Source organism: Arthrobacter sp. Y81, assembly GCF_002929335.1.
Lineage (GTDB): Bacteria > Actinomycetota > Actinomycetes > Actinomycetales > Micrococcaceae > Arthrobacter.
The window spans coordinates 128,590-148,261 of the sequence record NZ_PJIL01000006.1 but is presented as its reverse complement, the minus strand read 5'-3'; the positions used below and the strand labels follow the sequence as shown (position 1 = coordinate 148,261).

Below are 19,672 nucleotides of genomic sequence, written 5' to 3'. Positions count from 1 at the left end.
GGAAGCCGGGCCGGACCGTGATGGTCTGGCCCGGCTTCCGGGATGTTCACTTGCGGTTCGCCTGTGTCCGTGGACAGTGGCGGCCGGAGGGTCATGGCTAGATGCCGCCGTCCCGGCTCTCGTTGCGGACGATGCGTTCGCCCGTGTTCGGGTCCACCACCGACCGGGTTTCACTCACCCGGCGGCTGCGGCCGGGCGATGCCAGGACCAGTGAGGCGATCAGGCCTATGACGCCGACGGCCATCAGGATGTAGCCGATCAGGGTCTGGTCCACGTAGGGGACCAGGCCGGGGGTAATGGCCCACGCCAGGATGGCACCGATGGCGATAAGGAAAATGGAGGAACCGATTCTCATGACTTGCTCCTAGCTGTCCGGGGGACGTGCGGGCAAACTTGATCAGCATGCTGTCTAGCGACAGGCTACAGGCCGCCCCCTGCTGATTCAATGAACCGGGCAGGGGTGTCCGTTTTAGTGTTGGAAGTCCGCGCTCGGCGCTGATTCCCACTCAATGTGATGGCCGTAGACCCAGTCGAAGTTATCCGCGGCCTTCCGGGACAGCGAGCGGAACACGGCCCTGAGCATGAGGTCCTCGAAGACCCGCTTGAACTGCCCCCGGACCTTCGGAGCTGCGTTGCGCCTTCCCCACTCCACCACTGCCTCTGCCCTTGCGCGGCGCTCGCGCTCATAGCGGCCGAAGGCCTGTTCGAGGGCGGCCGTGTCGGGCCGGGCAGTGGCGCCGAGAAGGGCGCGCCCGAGTGTCACTGCGTCCTCGATCGCCATCGAAGCACCCTGCCCGGACGACGGAGAGGCGGCATGGGCAGCGTCCCCCACCAGCACCATGCGGCCGCGGTACCAGCGGGGGATGCTGGGGAAATCGTAGGTGCGGTAGGGCCGGATGATGTCGCTTGTGGCTGCGATGATGGCCGCCATCGGCGTGCGGTCACCGGAAGCCAGACCGGCCAGCCAGTTCTTCAGTTCGGCCGGTGAAAGCTGCGAAGGGTCCTCCGAGGACCGCTGCAGCGGGTTGGCGAACCACCACGTCCGCCCCTGGGGATCACGCATGTAGCAGTAGAAGCACCTCTTGCCGAAGACCATCTTCATTCGTCCGGTTTCGGGAAAGACCGTCCCTTCCGGAAGCATTCCTGCCGGGACAATTCCGCCGGTGTTGAGCAGGGGAATACTGCGGGGTTCGGGGGCGGTGGGGTCAATCACGGTGCGGACAGCCGAGCGCAGCCCGTCCGCCCCGACCAGCAGGTCGCCTCTGGCGGACGTGCCGTCTGCAAACACGGCGGTGACTGACTCTGCCGCCTCTTCCACCGATGCGAGGCGCTTTCCGTGTTCGATGCGGACGCCCCGCCTCGCGGCCTCCGTCCGCAGCAGCCCGTATAGCTCGGAGCGGGTCAGTGTCCGGGCGGTGGTCCCATCCGGCAGCGAGCCGCCGTAGTCGAAGTCGGCCAGATGCCGCCCGGTGCTGCCCAGGTGCATGGACATCGTCGGGGTGCTGAAGCCGAGTTCTCTGGCGCCTTGTTTGAGGCCGAGGGTCTCCAGTGCGTCGAAGCCGTTGACAGCGAGGGTGAGGAAGCCGCCGACGCCGTCAGACGCGGCGCCGTAGGCCTCGTAGACGACGGCGGTGTGGCCTGCCTTGGTAAGGGAGAGGGCTGTTGCAAGCCCTGCGATTCCGGAGCCGATAACCATGCAATGCAACATCTGGGATACCTCCGTAAATTATTTCGTTCGCTCGAAAGAAATATATTCCCAGGGTCACTAAGAGTCAATCCTTTCGGTTTGGCGAAAGACTTTGTTAACCTCGGACTATGGACCAAGCCCGGATGAGTCAACGCGAAGCATTGCTGCAAGCCGTCTACGACTCAGGCAGGGAGCTGTCCACGGCGTCGGTTATGTTCCATGCCAAGCTCTCCGAACTCCGTGGGCTGTCGGCGACCGAAGGCAAGGCGGTCGACATCCTGCTGCGGTTCGGCCCCATGACGGCCGGGGAATTTGGCGAGCACTCCGGGCTGGCGCCGGCCTCCGTCACGGGGCTCATGCAGAGGCTGGAGAGGAAGGGAGTGGCCAAACGGGTCCGCCATGCCGAGGACAAACGCAAAGTCCTCATCGAGTTGGTGGGCGACCAGCCGGCCGCGGCAGCCCCGCATTTCGCGGATTTCATGGCGGGACTGGCGGCATTACTTGAGGGCTACAGCGATGATGAACTCCGGGTGATCGCCGATTTTTCCAGCAGGGCGGCCCGGATCCAACAGGAAGCTGCAGGCCGGCTGGGCCAGGCGTCAAGCATCGACCAGGTGCCGGGCCCGGCGTAACAACCCGGCTGCAGCGCGGCGGCTGCTGCGTGGGCCATTAGCCTTGGTGGGTACGTGGAGCCCATCCCGGCTCCTCCGTGGGTCCCCCCTTTGGCGGACGCCACGCATCTCCCGGCGTACTCACAGAAATATGGTTACCGATGTCTGAAGTTTCCCCCACGGTTGTGGTTACAGGGCTGGGAGCCGTCACTCCGGTCGGCTCGACGGCCGGCGATACCTGGTCTGCGCTGCTGGCCGGACGCTCCGGAATCTCGGCCCTCGACGACGACTGGGCCGGCGGGCTGCCTGTCCGTATGGCGGGACGCGTCACCGCCGATGTTCCCTCGCTGCTGTCCACTTTGGAGTACAAGAGGATGGACCGTTGCGGCCACCTTGCCCTCATCGCTGCCCGCGAGGCATGGGCACATGCCGGCCGGCCGGAAACTGACCCGGAACGGCTCGCCGTCGTGATCGGCTCCGGTTACGGAGGCCTGGACACCACGCTGGAGCAGACCCGGACGCTGGACGGGAAGGGACCGCGCAGGGTTTCCCCGCACACCCTCACCCGGATCATGACCAACGGTCCCTCTGCCTGGGTCTCGATTGATGTTGGAGCCCGCGGCGGGGCGCGGACGCCCGTCAGCGCCTGCGCCTCCGGGGCTGAAGCCATTTCCCAGGCAGCCGACATGATCCGGAGCGGCGCCGCCGACGTAGTGATCGCCGGCGGGGTGGACTCCTGCATCAACGGGCTGACCATCAGCGGTTTCGCGCAGATCAGGGCGCTCTCCACCCGCAACGACAGCCCGCAGGCCGCATCCCGCCCCTTCGACCGGGACCGCGACGGCTTTGTCATGGCCGAGGGCGCCGGGATCGTGGTGCTGGAACGCGAAGACCATGCCCGTTCCCGCGGAGCCGAAATCCTCGGCGTCATCGCCGGCAGCGCCGTCACCTCAGACGCCGTGGACATCGTGGCGGCAGACCCCGTCATGCAGCGCCGTGTCCTGCAGAAGGCCATTGCCGCCGCCGGCCTCACCGGAGATGACATCGGGTTCGTCCACGCCCACGCCACGTCCACCCCTGTAGGGGACCGGCTCGAAGCGGAGGCCATCGGCGCCGTCGTCGGGCGTTCCGTTCCCGTCACGTCCACCAAATCCCTCACCGGGCACCTGCTGGGCGGGGCCGGAGCGCTGGGTGCCATCGTCACCATCCAGGCGTTGCGTACGGGCACAGTCCCCGGGACCCTCAACCTTGAAAACCCGGATCCGGACATCCACCTCAACATCGTTTCGGAGACAATCGGGGGACTGGCGGCGAAGGCCGGCATTTCCAACGCGTTCGGATTCGGTGGCCACAGCACCACCCTGGTGATCACGGCGGGCTGAGTTCCACCGGGCTGAGTTCCGCCAGGTGAGCCCCGCCTCGTGAGCCCCGCCGGCAAAGTTAGGCTGTTCCGATGGAGACAGTCGTGTGGTCCAAGCCGGAGAACCAGCGCGCCGGAACGCCGCTGCTGGTGATGATGCACGGTTACGGAACGGACGAGGTGCGCATGTCGGACCTCTTCGGCCTGTTGCCGCCCGATTTCACCTGCGCTGCCCTTCGCGCACCCAAGGTGATCGGCGACGACTACGGCTGGTTCCTGCTGGACTATTTCCTGACCCATGACTTCGCAGACGTCATTTCCGTCAGCAACAAGGTGTTCGACTGGATCAACTCGGTCAGGGGGCAGCACAGCAGCGTCAGCCTGCTGGGCTTCTCGCAGGGCATGGCCATGGCCAGCACGCTGCTGCGGCTGCGGCCGCACGACTTCCGGGCCGTCGTGGGCCTTTCCGGATTCGTCCTGGACAACGAACTGCTGGCCATGAGCGAATCGTTCGACACCAAACCGCCGTTCTTCTGGGGCCGGGACAAGGCCGACCTGGTCATCAATGACGACGCCGTTGAGTACACCCAAGAATGGCTGGGGCGCAACACGCAGGTGACGGCACGGACCTACCCGGGCATGGGCCACACCATTTCCAAGGCCGAGATGGTGGATGTGGGCGCCTTCCTGCGCCACTACGTGCTGCGCTAAGGCGCGAGTTACAGCCGTCCCTGCCTAGGGATTTCCGTAAGAATCCGAACACAGAAGAAAAACCAGTTGCGCGCTAAATTTGTAAGCGCTTACACTCTTCTTCGGCCATGTACCGGGCCCAGGACTTCAGGAGAAGAAAGGGCTGAGCCCGTGTTGCATGGCTAAAGCACCGCGCGTGACCATTCAGGACGTTGCCGCATTGTCTGGGCTGTCCATCTGTACCGTTTCCCGTGCGCTGCGCGGGCTCCCCAACGTTTCCGAAACCGCCCAGCTGAAGGTGGCGGATGCCGCCACGAAGCTCGGCTACAAGGCATCCTCCGCGGCGTCGCGCCTGGCCGGCGGGATCACGGGGTCCGTAGCCATCATCGCGCCCACTGCGACCGTCTGGTTCTTCGCCCAGGCCGTCGAAGCGGCCGAGGAAGTCTTCGAGGACAGCGGCTTCGACACCGTCCTCATCAGCCTGCGGAACACCCCGAGCGTGCACCGCAAGGTGTTCGGAGACCTGGACGGCCTGTCCCAGCGCGTGGACGGCGTCCTGCTCCTCAACATCGCCCTCGGCGACGACGAAATCGAAGCCCTGGCCTCCTCCGGGCTGGCCGTTGCGAGCGTGGGCATGCATAACGTCCCCTGGGACAACGTGGGCATCGACAACGAGGACGCGGCCTGGAAAGCCACCAACCACCTGCTGGGGCTTGGCCATTGGGACCTGGCCATCCTGTCCGGACGCGAACCCGGAGCACGCTCGGTGGTCACGGCCACGGACCGCCTTAACGGCTTCCGGCGCGCCCTTGCCGAGCATGACCTGACCGTTGATCCTGACCTGGTGATGGACGCCGGCTCGAGCATTGAAGGCGGCCGCCGGGCCATGACGGAGCTCATCGAAAACCGCCGAATGCCCTCCGCGATCTTTGCCGGTTGCGACGAGACGGCCTTCGGCGCCCTCATGGCTTTACGGGACCTCGGTTTGTCAGCGCCCAAAAACGTGTCCATCATAGGAATAGACGATCATCAGATGAGCTGGTTCCTGGGCCTGAGCACAATGGCCCAGCCGGTAGCCGATCAGGGCGCCTTTGCAGCCAACCTGCTGATTGAGGGACTCCAACGTCCGGGGCCGCTGACCGCCCCCGCCAGCCATGTGCTGGATACCAAGCTGATTGAACGCAAGAGCACGCGACGAAAACGCTGAGCGTAAACGCCAAGCACATGCATTCCCGGGCATCGACGCCCGACTCCGCCCTCCGGCCGTCGCCGGACGGTCCGCTCCGTACCAAACCCGGCAGTATCCACGCACGTCCCCTGCACCCCGTCTGAAAGGACACCGAGTACCGCATGACTGAGCTCTCCAACAGCACCGCCGCAGGCAACAGCACCGCCGCAGGCGACACCACTGCCGGCAACGGCAGCAGCCGCGGCTGGACCGGCGCTTCCGCCATCCTCTTCGACCTCGACGGCGTGCTCACCCCCACGGCGATCGTCCACGAGCGCGCATGGCAGGAGCTTTTCGACGGCTACTTGCAGGCTGTTCCCGGAGCGGACGGCTACCGCGAAAGCGACTACTTCGACCACATCGACGGCAAGCCCCGGTTCGACGGCGTCCGGGACTTCCTCGCGTCGCGCAGCATTGTGCTGCCCGAGGGCCCTGCGGATGACGACCCGGCGAACGACACGGTCCATGGCCTCGGCAACCGCAAGAACAAGGTTTTCAACGACATCGTCGAATCCGGCGGCGTGGCACCGTACGAAGGCTCGGTGCGCTTCCTGGCAGCCGCGGAGGCGCTGGGGCTCAAGGTCGCCGTCGTCTCCTCCTCACGGAACGCCCCGGCGGTACTGCTGGCAGCGGGACTGGCGGACCACTTCCCGGTGGTGGTGGACGGCGTCGTGGCAGCGGCCGCAGGCCTGCCCGGCAAGCCCAGCCCCGCGACGTACGAGTACGCCGCGCAGCTGCTGGACCTGCCCAGCGACGAGTGCGTCGTGGTGGAGGACGCCGTGTCCGGCGTCCAGGCCGGAAGCGCCGGAAGCTTCCACTCGGTGATCGGCGTGGACAGGGGAGCCGGCCGCCAGACGCTGCTGGACGCCGGCGCCACACTCGTGGTCGACGACCTGAACGAACTCCTCTAACCCGGCCAGCCCCCACCCCCGAACCTGCACAACGCCAAAAGGAACCCCAACAGCCATGGCACTCATCACCTCTGACCGCGCCCGTTTCCCGAACGACCCCTGGCAGCTCGTGGAGACCGTCCACCTGCCCGGAAACGCCGGAACCCTGGAGACGCTCTTCAGCCTGGGCAACGGCCATCTCGGCATCCGCGGCGCCCACTGGGCCGCCGCGGACGCAGACCTTCCCGGCAGCTTCATCAACGGCTTCCACGAAACCTGGGACATCAAGCACGCAGAGAATGCCTTCGGTTTCGCCCGCACGGGCCAGCGGATCCTCTACATCCCCGACGTCAACAACTTCACGGTGATCATCGACGGCGAGACGCTGAGCCTCAGCGAATCTACGGTCCTGGACTACCGCCGGTCCGTGGACTTCGCCACCGGGATCTACGAATGCCGGATCACCTGGGAGTGCCGTTCCGGCGCCACCGTGACCACCACGGAGCGCCGGGCCGTGGGCTACCAGTCCCGCGGCACCATGGGCGTCACCCTCGAAGTGGCGCCGGACCGGGACGTGTACGCGGATGTGACATCCTCGGTGATCAACCGCCAGGACCAGCCGGTGGAAGACCACTCCACGCACGATCCGCGGCGCGCCGGACGGCACGCCGGGCGCGTCCTGCTGCCGGTACGGCTCGACGGCGGCGACGGCTCACTGCGCCTGTCCTGGGAAGCCGCGGAGTCACGTCAGCGTGTTGGCCTGGCCGTGGACCACTGGACGTCGGCCGAAGTGCAGCCTTTCGAGACCCTGGTGGACCAGGATGACAGCAGCGTCCGGTACGTCCTGGCCGTGAGCGAGGACCGGCCCTTCCGCCTGGAGAAGAGCGCCAGTTACGCCGTGGCGCGGGCCTTCCGCGAGGGAGCAGTAGACGGCGGGTCGGCGCAGGATCCCTCCGAAGCGGCCGAGAGCGCCCTGCAGCCCGTCAGCGCCATCTTCGCCGAGAGCGAGACGTATTTCCGGGACTACTGGGCCACCACGGACATCGTGGTGGGAGGCCAGCCCGAGCTGCAGCAGGCCATCCGCTGGAACCTTTTCCAGCTGGCCCAGGCCACCGCCCGCGCGGACGTTGCCGGCATCCCGGCCAAGGGTGTCAGCGGCTCCGGCTACGACGGGCACTACTTCTGGGACCAGGAGGTGTACCTGATGCCGTACCTGACTTACACCAACCCGGACAACGCGCGCCAGGTGCTGGAGTTCCGGCACGACATGCTGCCTGACGCCAAGGTGCGCGCCAAGGAACTCAGCGTGGACGGCGCGCTATTCCCGTGGCGCACCATCAACGGGCTCGAAGCCAGCGCCTACTACGCCGCCGGCACCGCGCAGTTCCACATCGCCGCCGCCGTCGCTTTCGCCACCAACAGGTACATGTGGGCCAGCGGCGACGCGGACTTCAACCACGGGATGGGCTCGGAGCTGCTGATCGAAACCGCCCGGATGTGGGTCTCCCTCGGCTTCTTCGGCAAGGACGGGCTCTTTCACATCCACGGCGTAACCGGCCCGGACGAGTATACGGCCGTGGTCAACGACAACCTCTACACAAACGTCATGGCCCGGTTCAACCTGCGCGCCGCGGCGGCGCTTGACCACCCGGGGATCGACGACGCCGAACGCGAGCTCTGGGAGCAGGCCGCCAACCGGATGCAGTTGCCCTACGACGAAGACCTCGAGGTGTTTTCGCAGGACAACGACTTCATGACGCTGGAGCCGTGGGACTGGACTACGCCCCGGTCCAAGTACCCGCTGCTGCTGAACTACCACCCGCTGGTGATCTACCGGCACCAGGTGCTGAAGCAGGCAGATACCGTGCTGGCGATGTTCCTGCAGTGGCAGGACTTCACGGCCGAGGAAAAGCGGCGGGCGTTCGACTTCTACGATCCGATCACTACCGGCGACTCCACCCTGTCCGCCTGCGTCCAGGGAATCATGGCCGCCGAGGTGGGCTACGGGAAGGCCGCGCTGGACCACTTCACCCACGCGCTCTTCATCGACCTCGACGACACCCACGGCAACACCATCGACGGCGTGCACATCGCCTCCACCGGCGGCGTCTGGAGTTCGCTGGTCAGCGGCTTTGCGGGCCTTCGCGACCAGGGCGACGTTCCGTACTTCGACCCGAGGCTGCCTGTCGAATGGGAGGGGCTGTCCTTCCACCTCAAGGTGCAGGGACGCCGGCTGTTGGTTGAGCTGGAGCAGGGGTCCATCGGCCTCAGCATCCGGGAGGGCGAACCCCTGGACGTCAACGTCCGCGGCGATATTCTCACCGTGGGCAGCGACGTTGCCCGGGTGCCGCTGGCCCCCGTCGGCGCCCCGGAGCCCACCGTTTTCCCGAGCGGCCTGCCGACGTCGTCCATCCCGATCGTCCGCGCCCACACGTACGCGGGCCAGAGCTAGAAGCGGCCGGAGCAATCCCGTGGCCGGACCGTGGACAGCCCGCCTAGGGGCTGTCCACGGAATTCGGGCTGTCCGCCGGCGAAGGGCTGTCCACGGGCGCCGGATTTTCTGAACTGCTGTCCAGCGGATGCGAGAGCTCGTCGGACGGCATCCGGGCAACGATCATGGCCACCACCGCCATGATGGGGCACACGCCGCCGGCCACCAGGAAGATCACCCACGTGGGCACCACTGCCGCGGCGGGTCCGGCCAGGGCCATGGAGATGGGCATCAGGGCCAGGGACACGAAGAAGTCCAGGCTGGAGACGCGGCCCAGCAAGTGCGGGGGGACGCGGCGCTGTAGGAGCGTCCCCCAGATGACCATTCCGAGGCCGCCGGTGGCCCCGAAGATAAACAGCGCCGCCGCAACCATCCAGAAGCTGTCCATGATCCCGATGGCGGCGAGCGGCAGGCTGCCGGCACCCCACGAGACCATCATCACCGTGAGGTAGCGGCGTGGCAGCGGGAAGGAGGCCGTGGCCAGGGAAGCGCCCGCCCCGCCCACGCCCATCACAGCCAGCAGGAAACCGAACATGCGGGAATCGCCGCCCAGTTGGTCGCGGACGACGAACGGCAGCAGCACCTCGATGGGCCCGATCAGGAACAGCACCGAGATGCATGCCCAGAGCAGTGTCCACAGCAGCCAGGGCGTGCGGACGGTGTAGCTGACACCTTCGCGGAGGTCGTGGAAGAAGGATGTCTTGGCCCGTTCCGGGGCGGTCCCGCCGTCGGCGCCGGGGGCGTCCAGGGCGTGCTGGCCGAGGAAATTGAGGATGATGAAGGCGAGCAGGTGGCATGCCGCCACACCCGTGACGGCGTGCGAGGGGGACAGCGCGGCCACCAGGATACCGGCGACGGCGGGACCGGCTGCCTGTTGCAGGATGGGCCTCATGGTCCCCTCCATGCCGTTGGCCGCCAGCAGGTCCTCCCGCGGCAGAATCCTGGGCAGGATGGCCGAGTAGGCCGGGAAGAAGAAAGCCGCCCCCACGCCCAGCACGAAAGCGCCGATCGCCAGGTGCCACAGCTGCAGCCAGCCCGCCAGCGCCAGCCCGCTGATGCCGGCGATCACGGCGAGGTTGGTGCCTTCGACGGCGATGATCAGGAGCCGCTGGGGCACGCGGTCCGCGGCGATCCCGCCGGCCAGGACGAATGCCACCAACCCCACGCTGCCCGCAGTGGCAACGAGGGACAGTTCCAGCGGGCCGCCGCCGAGCTGGATGACCTGGTAGACCATGGCAACGGCCCACATTCCGGAACCGAAAATCGAAACGGCCAGCGCCGCGATCAGCACGCGGTACTCACGGTGCACAAAGGGCCGGAGGGCTCTGGGGGCGGGCATAGGGCTAGTCTAGGCCTGCTCCGTCCGGCCGCGCCGCCGCTACGGTTGGCCCCCGCCGGGCTAGGCTCTGCCCATGGGGAACAGTCCGGCCGGCACGTGGCGCCGCAGCATGGCATACATCGGCAACAACCCGGGGCTGGCGCTGCCCTGCTGATCGCCACACGCCAAGGCTGGCGGAGCTACGGCACCAATGGTTACTTCGCCGAGAACCTGGCCAGTGAACTGACCCGTTATTTTCCGGAAGCCGCCCGCTTCCCGCTGACTGAAATCACCCACACCCAGGACGAGTTCGACGTCGAACTGGACATCGGGCGCGGCTTCCGGGCCGTGGGGCGGAAGGCGGAGCTGGAGATCAGCGGCGTCCTGGACCGCCGCCAGTTCTCGGCGCCGGATTTCCAGCTCGGTGAAAGCGGCGCTGCCCTGAGCAACGTATACCTTCCGTGCAGCGCCGGTCGGCTGTCGGAGTTCGGGGTGGAATGGCCCGGCTCACCGGCGGTGTATCCGGGACCCCGGGGGCCGTCGTCGTCCGCGTATATTGCCGTGGCCGAATCCTGGGTGATGTAGCGGCGTGGCCTAGTGTTAAGGGTGAGTGGCAGCCACGAGCTGTCCCCGCACGGAGTAACCACTGTTGCCATCCCTGATGGCACCGGCGGCTGTTCCCGTTCCAGGAAAGGTGACGATGGCCATGCGGAAGAACCCGGCAATGAAGATTGCACAAAAAACCGCCCACAAGGCGGTGTTCGACTCCCAAGGCAAGCCAAAGCCAGGACTGCACAGCATGCTGCTGCGGGCCGTTGAAGTCCAGCGCCCGCTGGTGCTGGCCAACCTCCGGCGGCTGCAGCGCAGGCACCCGCGGGCCACTGCCGGGCAACTGGCGGACAAGCTGGAACGCGACTACCTGTTCGCCGTGACCGGCGGCGGCGCCCTCGTGGGCGGCACGGCCGTCATTCCGGGCGTTGGCACGGTTGCTGCGTTGGGCCTTTCCGCGGCAGCCACCATCGGTTTCCTCGAAGCCACCGCACTGTACGCCACGTCCCTGGCCGAGCTGCACGGCATCCGCATGGTTGATCCCGAGAAGGCCAGCACGCTGGTCATGGCCATCATGCTGGGCGAGGAAGGGACTGCCCTCCTCGGAAGCCTCAGCGGCCAGGCCGCCGGCCGGGGCAAGGGCCCCACGGACGCCTGGGGTTCCGCGTTCGCCCGCAAGACGTCATTCCCCGGCTTCGGCTCGGTGCGGGACCGCATCCAGCGGGCATTCCTCCGCAACCTGCTGCAGCGGCAGGGGACGGCGCTGCTGGGCCGGGCGCTGCCGTTCGGCGTCGGAGCCGTGGTGGGCGGTGTGGGCAACCGCGTGATGGGACGCGCCGTCGTCGCCAGCGCCAAGGAGGCCTTTGGCCCGATGCCGGATACGATTCCCGGCGAACTGACCGCCGGCACCCCCGGCAACCCGACGCAGGGCAACACGCCCGGCAGCAGCGCCGGCGTGCCGGCCGCAATCGACTCCGCCGGGGACAACCCCACCGGCACAAACACCCCCGGTGGGGACTCAACCCTGAAAGGCGGATTCCTTGGATCTGAACGCTGACCTGGGGGAGGCCTTCGGCTCCTGGACCATGGGGGACGACGCCGCCATGTTCCCGCTTATCACCAGCGCCAGCGTGGCCTGCGGCCTGCACGCCGGGGACCCCGTCACCATGCTGGACACCTGCCGGGCGGCCTTTGAACTTGATGTCCGCGTGGGTGCCCACGTCGGGTACCCGGATCTTGCAGGCTTTGGCCTCCGGTCCATTGACATGACCTTCGACGACCTCTTCGGGGCGGTGCTGTACCAGCTCGGCGCGCTCGACGGCGTTGCGCACGCCGTCGGGGCATCCGTGGACTTCGTGAAGGCCCACGGCGCGCTCTACGACCGCACGGTGCATGACGCCGAACAGGCCTCCGCCGTCATCGCCGCCATCCATGCGTACGATCCCGGGCTGCCCATCCTGGGCCACCAGGGGTCCGCGCTCCTGTCCTTCGCTGCGGAGGCCGGCCACCCCGTGTTCCACGAGGCCTTCGCGGACCGCGCCTACCTGCCGGACGGAACACTGGTGCCGCGCTCGCAGGACGGCGCGCTGCTGGAGGACGCCGGGGAGATCGCCGAGCGCGCCGTCCGCCTCGCCGTGCATGGTGAAGTGGAAGCCGTGGACGGGACCGTGATCAGGCTCCAGCCGCATTCGCTGTGCCTGCACGGTGACACGCCAGGCTCCATCGAGACGGCAACGGCCGTCCGGAAGGCGCTGGAAGCAGCCGGCGTGGAGCTGGAAGCCTTCGCCTAGCCTTACAAGCGCGAACTGGCAGCTAATGACGCCAAATCCCTGATCTGGGGTCATTAGCTGCCAGTTCGCGCCCCCAAGGGCGCCGGAGCAGTTCTAGTGCCGTTCGGCCCTATCACCGGCTCGAAGACGCACCCAAGCTTGAGGGCATGGCTGCCGGACCCCATGCGGGGTTAGATGGACCCGCATCAGATGCAATGTTGAAGCTGGGGCGTTTCTTCACGAAATGGGACCAGACCGACGACGGCAGGGCGGTGTTCCGGGAGGGCGGCCGCAAGGGCGACATCTTCTACCGTGACCGGTGGAGCCACGACAAGGTGGTCCGCTCCACGCACGGGGTGAACTGCACGGGCTCCTGTTCCTGGAAGGTGTACGTCAAGGACGGCATCATCACTTGGGAATCCCAGCAGACGGACTATCCCTCCGTGGGTCCGGACAGTCCGGAATACGAGCCGAGAGGCTGCCCGCGCGGGGCGGCGTTCTCCTGGTACACCTACTCGCCCACCCGGGTCCGTTTCCCCTACGCCCGGGGCGTCCTCGTCGAAATGTACCGCGAAGCCAAGGCCCGGCTGGGCGACCCGGTGCTGGCCTTCGCCGACATCGTGGGGGACCCGGAACGCCGCCGCCGCTACCAGCAGGCCCGCGGCAAGGGCGGCCTGGTCCGCGTGTCTTGGCAGGAAGCCATCGAAATCGCCGCCGCCGCGCACGTCAACACCATCAAGGCCTACGGGCCGGACCGCTGTGCCGGCTTCTCGCCGATCCCCGCGATGTCGATGGTTTCGCACGCCGTCGGGACCCGCTTCATCCAGCTGATCGGCGGGGTGATGACGTCCTTCTACGACTGGTACGCGGACCTGCCCGTGGCCAGCCCGCAGGTCTTCGGGGACCAGACCGACGTCCCGGAATCGGGTGACTGGTGGGACGCGGGCTACCTCATGATGTGGGGCTCCAACGTCCCCGTCACCCGGACCCCGGACGCGCATTGGATGGCCGAGGTGCGATACCGCGGCACCAAGGTGGTCACGGTCAGCCCGGATTACGCGGACAATACGAAGTTCGCCGACGAATGGCTCCCTGCCCAGGCCGGGACGGACGCCGCGCTGGCCATGGCCATGGGGCACGTCATGCTCAAGGAGTTCTTCGTCGACCGCGAGGTTCCGTTCTTCTCCGACTACGTCCGCCAGTACACCGACCTGCCGTTCCTGGTCCGGCTGGAACGGCGCGACGACGGTTCCCTCACGCCGTCGAAATTCCTCACCGCCAAGGACCTCCCGGCCGAGTCCGGGGCCGAGGACGCGGCGTTCCGCACCGTGCTGTTCGACAAGAAGACCGGCCTCCCCGCGGTGCCCAACGGCTCCATGGGCTTCCGCTACTCCGGCAGCGGCGAGGGCAAATGGAACCTGGACCTCGAGGGGATCGAGCCTGCATTGTCGCTGCGCGAGGTCTCCGGGGAAAGCGCGGAGATCCTGCTGCCGTGCTTCGAGGACGCCAACGGGGCCGGCAGCGTGCTGAGGCGCGGAGTGCCGGTCCTCGAGGTCGAAGGCCAGCTGGTCACCACCGTGTTCGACCTGATGCTGGCTCAGTACGGCGTCGGCCGCGAAGGGCTCCCGGGGGAGTGGGCCACAGGTTACGACGACGCTTCGACGCCCTACACACCGGCCTGGCAGGAGGAGATCACGTCCGTCCCCGCGCAGGCCTGCATCCGGGTGGCCCGCGAGTTTGCCCGCAACGCCGAAGAGTCCAAGGGCCGTTCGATGATCATCATGGGCGCTGGGATCTGCCAGTGGTTCCACGGCGACACGACCTACCGGGCGGTGCTGGCCCTTGTGATGCTGACCGGCTGCATGGGCCGCAACGGGGGCGGCTGGGCGCACTACGTTGGCCAGGAAAAAACGCGGCCCGCCACCGGTTGGGTGTCCCTGGCGAATGCCCTGGACTGGTCCCGGCCGCCGCGGACCATGATCGGCACCGGCTACTGGTACATGCACACGGACCAGTGGCGCCAGGACGGCTACTCCGCGGACGCGCTGAAATCCCCGCTCTCCACCGGAGCCCTGGACGGCATGCACACCGCGGACGCGCTGGCCCAGTCCGCGCGGCTCGGCTGGATGCCGTTCTATCCGCAGTTCGACCGGAACCCCCTGGACCTCGCCGACGAGGCGGAGGCCGCGGTCGCCGCCGGCACCGCGAAGGACACCCCGAGCTACATCGCGGACGCGCTCAAGAACCGCACCCTGACCCCGGCGATCGAGGACGTGGATGCCCCGGAGAACTGGCCGCGGACCCTCGTGCTGTGGCGCTCCAACCTGTTCGGCTCCTCCGCCAAGGGCAACGAGTACTTCCTCCGCAACCTGCTGGGCACGCACAACAACGTTCTGGGCAAGGACCACGCCGAAGGCCTCAAACCCCGGGACGTGAAATGGCACGACCAGGCGCCCGAAGGGAAGCTGGACCTGCTGGTCTCCGCGGACTTCCGGATGACCTCCACGACGCTGCTGTCCGACGTCGTGTTCCCGGCTGCCACCTGGTACGAAAAGCACGACCTGTCCTCCACCGACATGCATCCGTTCGTGCACGCCTTCACTCCTGCGATCGATCCGCCCTGGGAGACCAAGACGGATTTCGACATGTTCCACCTGCTGGCCGAGGAGTTCTCCCGGATGGCCAAAACCCACCTGGGTGTGCGCCGGGACCTGGTCAGCGTGCCGCTGCAGCACGACACTCCCGGCCAGCTCGCCCAGCCCGGCGGGATCGTCCGGGACTGGCGGGACACGTCAATCCCCGCGGTGCCGGGGCAGAACATGCCCATCTTTTCCGTCGTGGAGCGGGACTACACAGCCATCGCTGACAAGCTCGCCGCCGTCGGGCCGCTGGCTGACAAGCTGGGCTTCACGGTCAAGAACGTCACCTACAAACTCGCCGGCCCGTTGCAGCGGCTCAGCCGCTCCAACGGCGTGATGCTCGGCGGCGCCGCGGACGGCCGCCCCGCGATCGACACCGACGCGAAAATGGCCGAGGCCATCCTGGCTTTCTCCGGCACCACCAACGGCGCGCTGTCGGTGCAGGGCTTCAAGGACCTGGAAATCCGCACCGGCCGGAAACTCGCGGACCTGTCGGAGGGCTCCGAGGAAAAATTCATCACCTTCGCCCAGACCCAGGCCGGCCCCGTCCCGGTGATCACCTCCCCGGAATGGTCCGGCTCCGAAACGGGCGGGCGGCGCTACGCCCCCTTCACCATCAACGTCGAACGGCTCAAACCCTGGCACACGCTGACCGGGCGGATGCACTTCTTCCTGGACCACGACTGGATGATCGACATCGGCGAGGCCCTGCCGATCTACCGGCCGCCCCTGGACATGCACCGCCTCTTCGGGGAACCGAAGCTCGGCCAGGACGGGGCCATGGAAGTGGTGGTCCGCTACCTGACCCCGCACTCCAAGTGGTCCATCCACTCCGAATACCAGGACAACCTGCTGATGCTCTCGCTGTCCCGCGGCGGGCCCACGGTCTGGATGAGTCCCGCCGACGCGGCCGCCATCCAGGTCAGGGACAACGACTGGGTGGAGTGCGTAAACATCAACGGCGTCCTCGTGGCCCGGGCGATCGTCAGCCACCGGATGCCCGCCGGCGTGGTCTACGTCCACCACGCGCAGGAACGCACCATCGATGTGCCGAAGTCCGAGGCCACGGGAAGGCGCGGCGGCATCCACAACTCCGTGACCCGGCTGCTGGTCAAACCCTCGCACCTGATCGGCGGCTACGCCCAGCTGGCCTACGCGTTCAACTACCTTGGCCCCACCGGAAACCAGCGCGACATGGTTGCCACCGTCCGACGTCGTTCACAGGAGGTGCAGTACTGATGCGTGTCATGGCTCAAATGGGCATGGTCATGAACCTGGACAAATGCATCGGCTGCCACACCTGCTCCGTGACCTGCAAACAGGCCTGGACCAACCGTGCGGGCACCGAATACGTCTGGTTCAACAACGTCGAAACCCGGCCCGGGCAGGGATACCCGCGCCGCTACGAGGACCAGGAGAAGTGGCAGGGCGGCTGGGAGCTGAACAAGCGCGGCAAGCTGGTGCTCAAGGCCGGCGGCCGGGTGAAGAAGCTGCTGGGGATCTTCGCCAGCCCGGTCCAGCCCGAGCTCAAGGACTATTACGAGCCGTGGACCTATGACTACAAGACCCTGGTGGACGCGCCGCTGGGCGACGATTTCCCGGTGGCACGGCCCAAGTCCCTGATCACCGGCGAGGACACCAAGATCACCTGGTCCGCGAACTGGGACGACGACCTGGGCGGCTCCACCGAATACGGCCACCTGGACCCGATCGTGGAGAAGGTCCGCCGCGAGTCCGAGGACAAAATCAAGTTCGCGTACGAGCAGACCTTTATGTTCTATCTCCCGCGGATCTGCGAGCACTGCCTGAACCCGTCCTGCATGGCTTCCTGCCCCTCCGGTGCCATCTACAAGCGGGTGGAGGACGGGATTGTCCTGGTGGACCAGGACAAGTGCCGCGGCTGGCGCCAATGCGTCACCGGCTGCCCGTACAAGAAGATCTACTTCAACCACAAGACCGGCAAGGCCGAGAAGTGCACCTTCTGCTACCCGCGGGTGGAGGTGGGGCTCCCGACAGTGTGCTCGGAGACCTGTGTGGGGCGGCTGCGGTATCTGGGGTTGTTCCTGTACGACGCCGACGCCGTCACCGCGGCGGCGTCCGTCACGGACCCCCAGGAGCTTTACGACGCCCAGATGGATGTCCTGCTGGATCCGAACGATCCCGCCGTCCAAGCCGAGGCCCGGGCCGAGGGCATCCCCGAGGACTGGATCGACGCCGCCCGGCGCTCGCCGGTCTACGCCCTTGCCAAGGTGTACAAGGTGGCCCTGCCGCTGCACCCCGAATACCGGACCATGCCGATGGTCTGGTACGTGCCGCCGCTGTCCCCTGTGGTGGATCTGCTGCGCGACCAGGGCCACGACGGCGAGGACGCCGGCAACCTTTTCGGCGCCATCGATGCGCTGCGGATCCCGGTGGAATACCTCGCTGAGCTCTTCACGGCAGGGGACGCCGACAGGGTCACCGCGGTGCTGAAGAAACTCGCGGCCATGCGCTCCTACATGCGTGGCATCAGCATGGGCAACGACCCCGACGACTCCATCCCGGAAGCCGTGGGCATGGACGGGCAGACGATGTACGAGATGTACCGGCTGATGGCGATCGCCAAATACGAGGAGCGCTACGTCATCCCCAAGGCCCACGTGGAACAGGCCCACGACCTCGAGGAGATGGGCTGCTCGCTGGACTTCGACGGCGGCCCGGGCATGCAGGATTCCTCGCCGTTCGGAGAAGCCAGCGGCAAGCCCGTTCCGGTGGCGGTGGAAACCTTCAACGCCCTGCGGGACCGGCAGACCTCCGGCTCGGCGCCTGGCGAAACCACTCTGCGCGGCAGGGTGAACCTGCTGAACTGGGACGGCACGGGTGCTCCGGACGGGCTCTTTCCCGAGAAACCATTACCCGTGAAACCACCACCCGTGAAACCCGGCGGCCCCGCGGAGACCGCGCCGGCCGGGGGACAACCGTGACGCGGCGCCAGCAGGTCGTCTACCTGGCGGCGGCCTGGTGCCTGTCCTACCCGGATGAGGAACTGATCGGCCGGGTGCCGCTGATGCGCGCCGCGCTGGCCGAGTACCCCGGGGCCGTGGCGGATTTCGCGGAAGTCCTGGACCGGCTGGAGTCCACGCCGCCCATGGAGATCCAGGCCCACTATGTGCGCGAGTTCGACCTCGGCAAGCGCCACGCCCTGCACCTGTCCTATTGGACGGACGGGGATACCCGGCGCCGCGGCGAGGTGCTGGGCAACTTCAAGAAGACGTACCGGCAAAGCGACATTCTGGTGGACACCCACGGGGAACTGCCCGACTACCTGCCGATGGTCCTGGAATATGCCGCCGTGGTGGACCTCGCGGCCGGCCGCGGGTTGCTGACCCGTTTCCGGGCGAGCCTGGAGATGCTCCGCTTCGGGCTGCTCCGGGACGAGCTCCCGCATGCTCGTATCCTGCAGGCCATCTGCGCCACGCTTCCGGGGAAGTCCCCGGCGGACGAGCAGGCCGTCATGCGGATGGCCGGCTACGGGCCGCCCACCGAAGCCGTGGGGCTGGACCCGTACGATCCGCGCCTGCTGCCCGTGAAGGGGGCCTGAGATGAATCCTTCGCCGGAGGACACCGCCGTACCTGCCATCACCGCCCTGGACATCCTGCTCTGGGGAGCCCTGCCGTACGTCATGATGGTGGTGCTGGTGGGCGGACTGGTGTGGCGCTACAAGTACGACCAGTTCGGCTGGACCACGCGGTCGTCGCAGCTCTACGAATCCAGGCTGCTGCGGATCGCCTCCCCGCTGTTCCACTTCGGCCTGCTTGCCGTGATTGCCGGGCATTTCTTCGGCCTTGTCATCCCGATGGCCTGGACCCAGGCCGTGGGGATGAGCCAGGAGTTCTACCACCTCAACGCATTGCTTGTGGGCGGGGTCGCCGGCGTCGGGACCCTCGGCGGGATCCTCCTGCTGATCTACCGCCGCCGCACCACCGGGCCGGTGTTCATGGCCACCACCAAGAACGACAAGACCATGTACGTGGTGCTGACCGCCGCGATCGTGTTCGGCCTGTGGACCACGCTGGCCAGCGTTTTCGAAGGCGAGCACGGCCACAACTACCGCGAAACGGTGGCCCCGTGGTTCCGCTCCCTCTTCATCTTCCAGCCGGACATCGCGGCCATGGCAGCGGCGCCGTTCTCCTTCCACCTGCACACCCTTGTGGGCATGGCATTGTTCGTCATCTGGCCCTTTACCCGGTTGGTCCACGCCTTCACGGCGCCGCTGCATTACCTCTTCCGGCCGTATATCGTCTACCGCTCCCGGGACAGGGACAGGGACAGGGACAGGGACCGCACCGGGAGCCGAGCCGGCGCCTCCCCCGCGCGGACCTCAGGGACGGCGGCGCGCCGCGGCTGGTCCGCGGTCGGGACGCGTGACCGGGACACCCGGAACCGCTGAGCCGCACCGG

Annotated in this window: 16 protein-coding genes; 13 read left to right on the top strand and 3 right to left on the bottom strand. The window is 67.2% G+C overall.

Annotation, left to right across the window (positions count from 1 at the left end; genetic code table 11):
• Positions 1-97 precede the first annotated feature (97 nt).
• Positions 98-355 (bottom strand): DUF6458 family protein, encoded by a 258-nt coding sequence (locus tag CXQ91_RS10180; protein ID WP_104173806.1) that lies wholly within the window; start codon positions 353-355, stop codon positions 98-100.
• Positions 356-469: 114 nt separating this feature from the next.
• The gene (locus tag CXQ91_RS10175; RefSeq protein ID WP_219816510.1) at positions 470-1,696 is read right to left on the bottom strand and encodes an NAD(P)/FAD-dependent oxidoreductase; all 1,227 of its coding nucleotides are present in this window, start codon (positions 1,694-1,696) and stop codon (positions 470-472) included.
• 119 nt (positions 1,697-1,815) lie between these two features.
• On the opposite strand from CXQ91_RS10175, the gene CXQ91_RS10170 reads away from it, so the two are divergent.
• From CXQ91_RS10170 to CXQ91_RS10145, 6 genes are all read left to right on the top strand, one after another.
• Positions 1,816-2,319, top strand: a complete 504-nt coding sequence (locus CXQ91_RS10170; protein WP_104173804.1) for a MarR family transcriptional regulator — start codon at positions 1,816-1,818, stop codon at positions 2,317-2,319.
• A 140-nt stretch (positions 2,320-2,459) separates the two neighbouring features.
• Complete coding sequence (locus CXQ91_RS10165; RefSeq protein WP_104173803.1) at positions 2,460-3,680, top strand: beta-ketoacyl synthase; 1,221 nt, start codon at positions 2,460-2,462, stop codon at positions 3,678-3,680.
• A 71-nt stretch (positions 3,681-3,751) separates the two neighbouring features.
• Positions 3,752-4,369 (top strand): alpha/beta hydrolase, encoded by a 618-nt coding sequence (locus CXQ91_RS10160; RefSeq protein ID WP_104173802.1) that lies wholly within the window; start codon positions 3,752-3,754, stop codon positions 4,367-4,369.
• A 175-nt stretch (positions 4,370-4,544) separates the two neighbouring features.
• Positions 4,545-5,555, top strand: a complete 1,011-nt coding sequence (locus tag CXQ91_RS10155; RefSeq protein ID WP_258073925.1) for a LacI family DNA-binding transcriptional regulator — start codon at positions 4,545-4,547, stop codon at positions 5,553-5,555.
• Positions 5,556-5,698: 143 nt separating this feature from the next.
• The gene (locus CXQ91_RS10150) at positions 5,699-6,487 is read left to right on the top strand and encodes an HAD family phosphatase (protein ID WP_258073924.1); all 789 of its coding nucleotides are present in this window, start codon (positions 5,699-5,701) and stop codon (positions 6,485-6,487) included.
• Between the two features lie 55 nt (positions 6,488-6,542).
• On the top strand, positions 6,543-8,918 hold the full coding sequence (locus tag CXQ91_RS10145) for a glycoside hydrolase family 65 protein (RefSeq protein WP_104173800.1): 2,376 nt from the start codon (positions 6,543-6,545) through the stop codon (positions 8,916-8,918).
• Between the two features lie 43 nt (positions 8,919-8,961).
• Here CXQ91_RS10145 and CXQ91_RS10140 read toward each other — a convergent pair whose 3' ends face one another.
• On the bottom strand, positions 8,962-10,296 hold the full coding sequence (locus CXQ91_RS10140) for an MFS transporter (protein ID WP_104173799.1): 1,335 nt from the start codon (positions 10,294-10,296) through the stop codon (positions 8,962-8,964).
• A 96-nt stretch (positions 10,297-10,392) separates the two neighbouring features.
• Between CXQ91_RS10140 and CXQ91_RS10135 the strand changes: the two genes are divergently transcribed.
• The 7 genes from CXQ91_RS10135 (at position 10,393) to narI (ending at position 19,662) form a co-directional block, all read left to right on the top strand.
• A complete protein-coding gene (locus CXQ91_RS10135; protein ID WP_258073923.1) occupies positions 10,393-10,860 on the top strand; it encodes a hypothetical protein in 468 nt (155 codons plus the stop codon).
• Between the two features lie 115 nt (positions 10,861-10,975).
• A complete protein-coding gene (locus CXQ91_RS10130; RefSeq protein ID WP_104173798.1) occupies positions 10,976-11,881 on the top strand; it encodes a hypothetical protein in 906 nt (301 codons plus the stop codon).
• The gene (locus CXQ91_RS10125; RefSeq protein WP_104173797.1) at positions 11,865-12,614 is read left to right on the top strand and encodes a LamB/YcsF family protein; all 750 of its coding nucleotides are present in this window, start codon (positions 11,865-11,867) and stop codon (positions 12,612-12,614) included. Before CXQ91_RS10130 ends, CXQ91_RS10125 begins: the two co-directional genes overlap by 17 nt.
• 146 nt (positions 12,615-12,760) lie before the next feature.
• The gene (locus CXQ91_RS10120; protein ID WP_104173796.1) at positions 12,761-16,471 is read left to right on the top strand and encodes a nitrate reductase subunit alpha; all 3,711 of its coding nucleotides are present in this window, start codon (positions 12,761-12,763) and stop codon (positions 16,469-16,471) included.
• The gene (narH, locus tag CXQ91_RS10115) at positions 16,471-18,195 is read left to right on the top strand and encodes a nitrate reductase subunit beta (RefSeq protein ID WP_104173795.1); all 1,725 of its coding nucleotides are present in this window, start codon (positions 16,471-16,473) and stop codon (positions 18,193-18,195) included. The genes CXQ91_RS10120 and narH overlap by 1 nt, the downstream gene beginning before the upstream one ends.
• A complete protein-coding gene (narJ, locus tag CXQ91_RS10110; RefSeq protein ID WP_104173794.1) occupies positions 18,192-18,812 on the top strand; it encodes a nitrate reductase molybdenum cofactor assembly chaperone in 621 nt (206 codons plus the stop codon). The genes narH and narJ overlap by 4 nt, the downstream gene beginning before the upstream one ends.
• Position 18,813: 1 nt before the next feature.
• On the top strand, positions 18,814-19,662 hold the full coding sequence (narI, locus tag CXQ91_RS10105) for a respiratory nitrate reductase subunit gamma (protein ID WP_104173793.1): 849 nt from the start codon (positions 18,814-18,816) through the stop codon (positions 19,660-19,662).
• Positions 19,663-19,672: the final 10 nt, after the last annotated feature.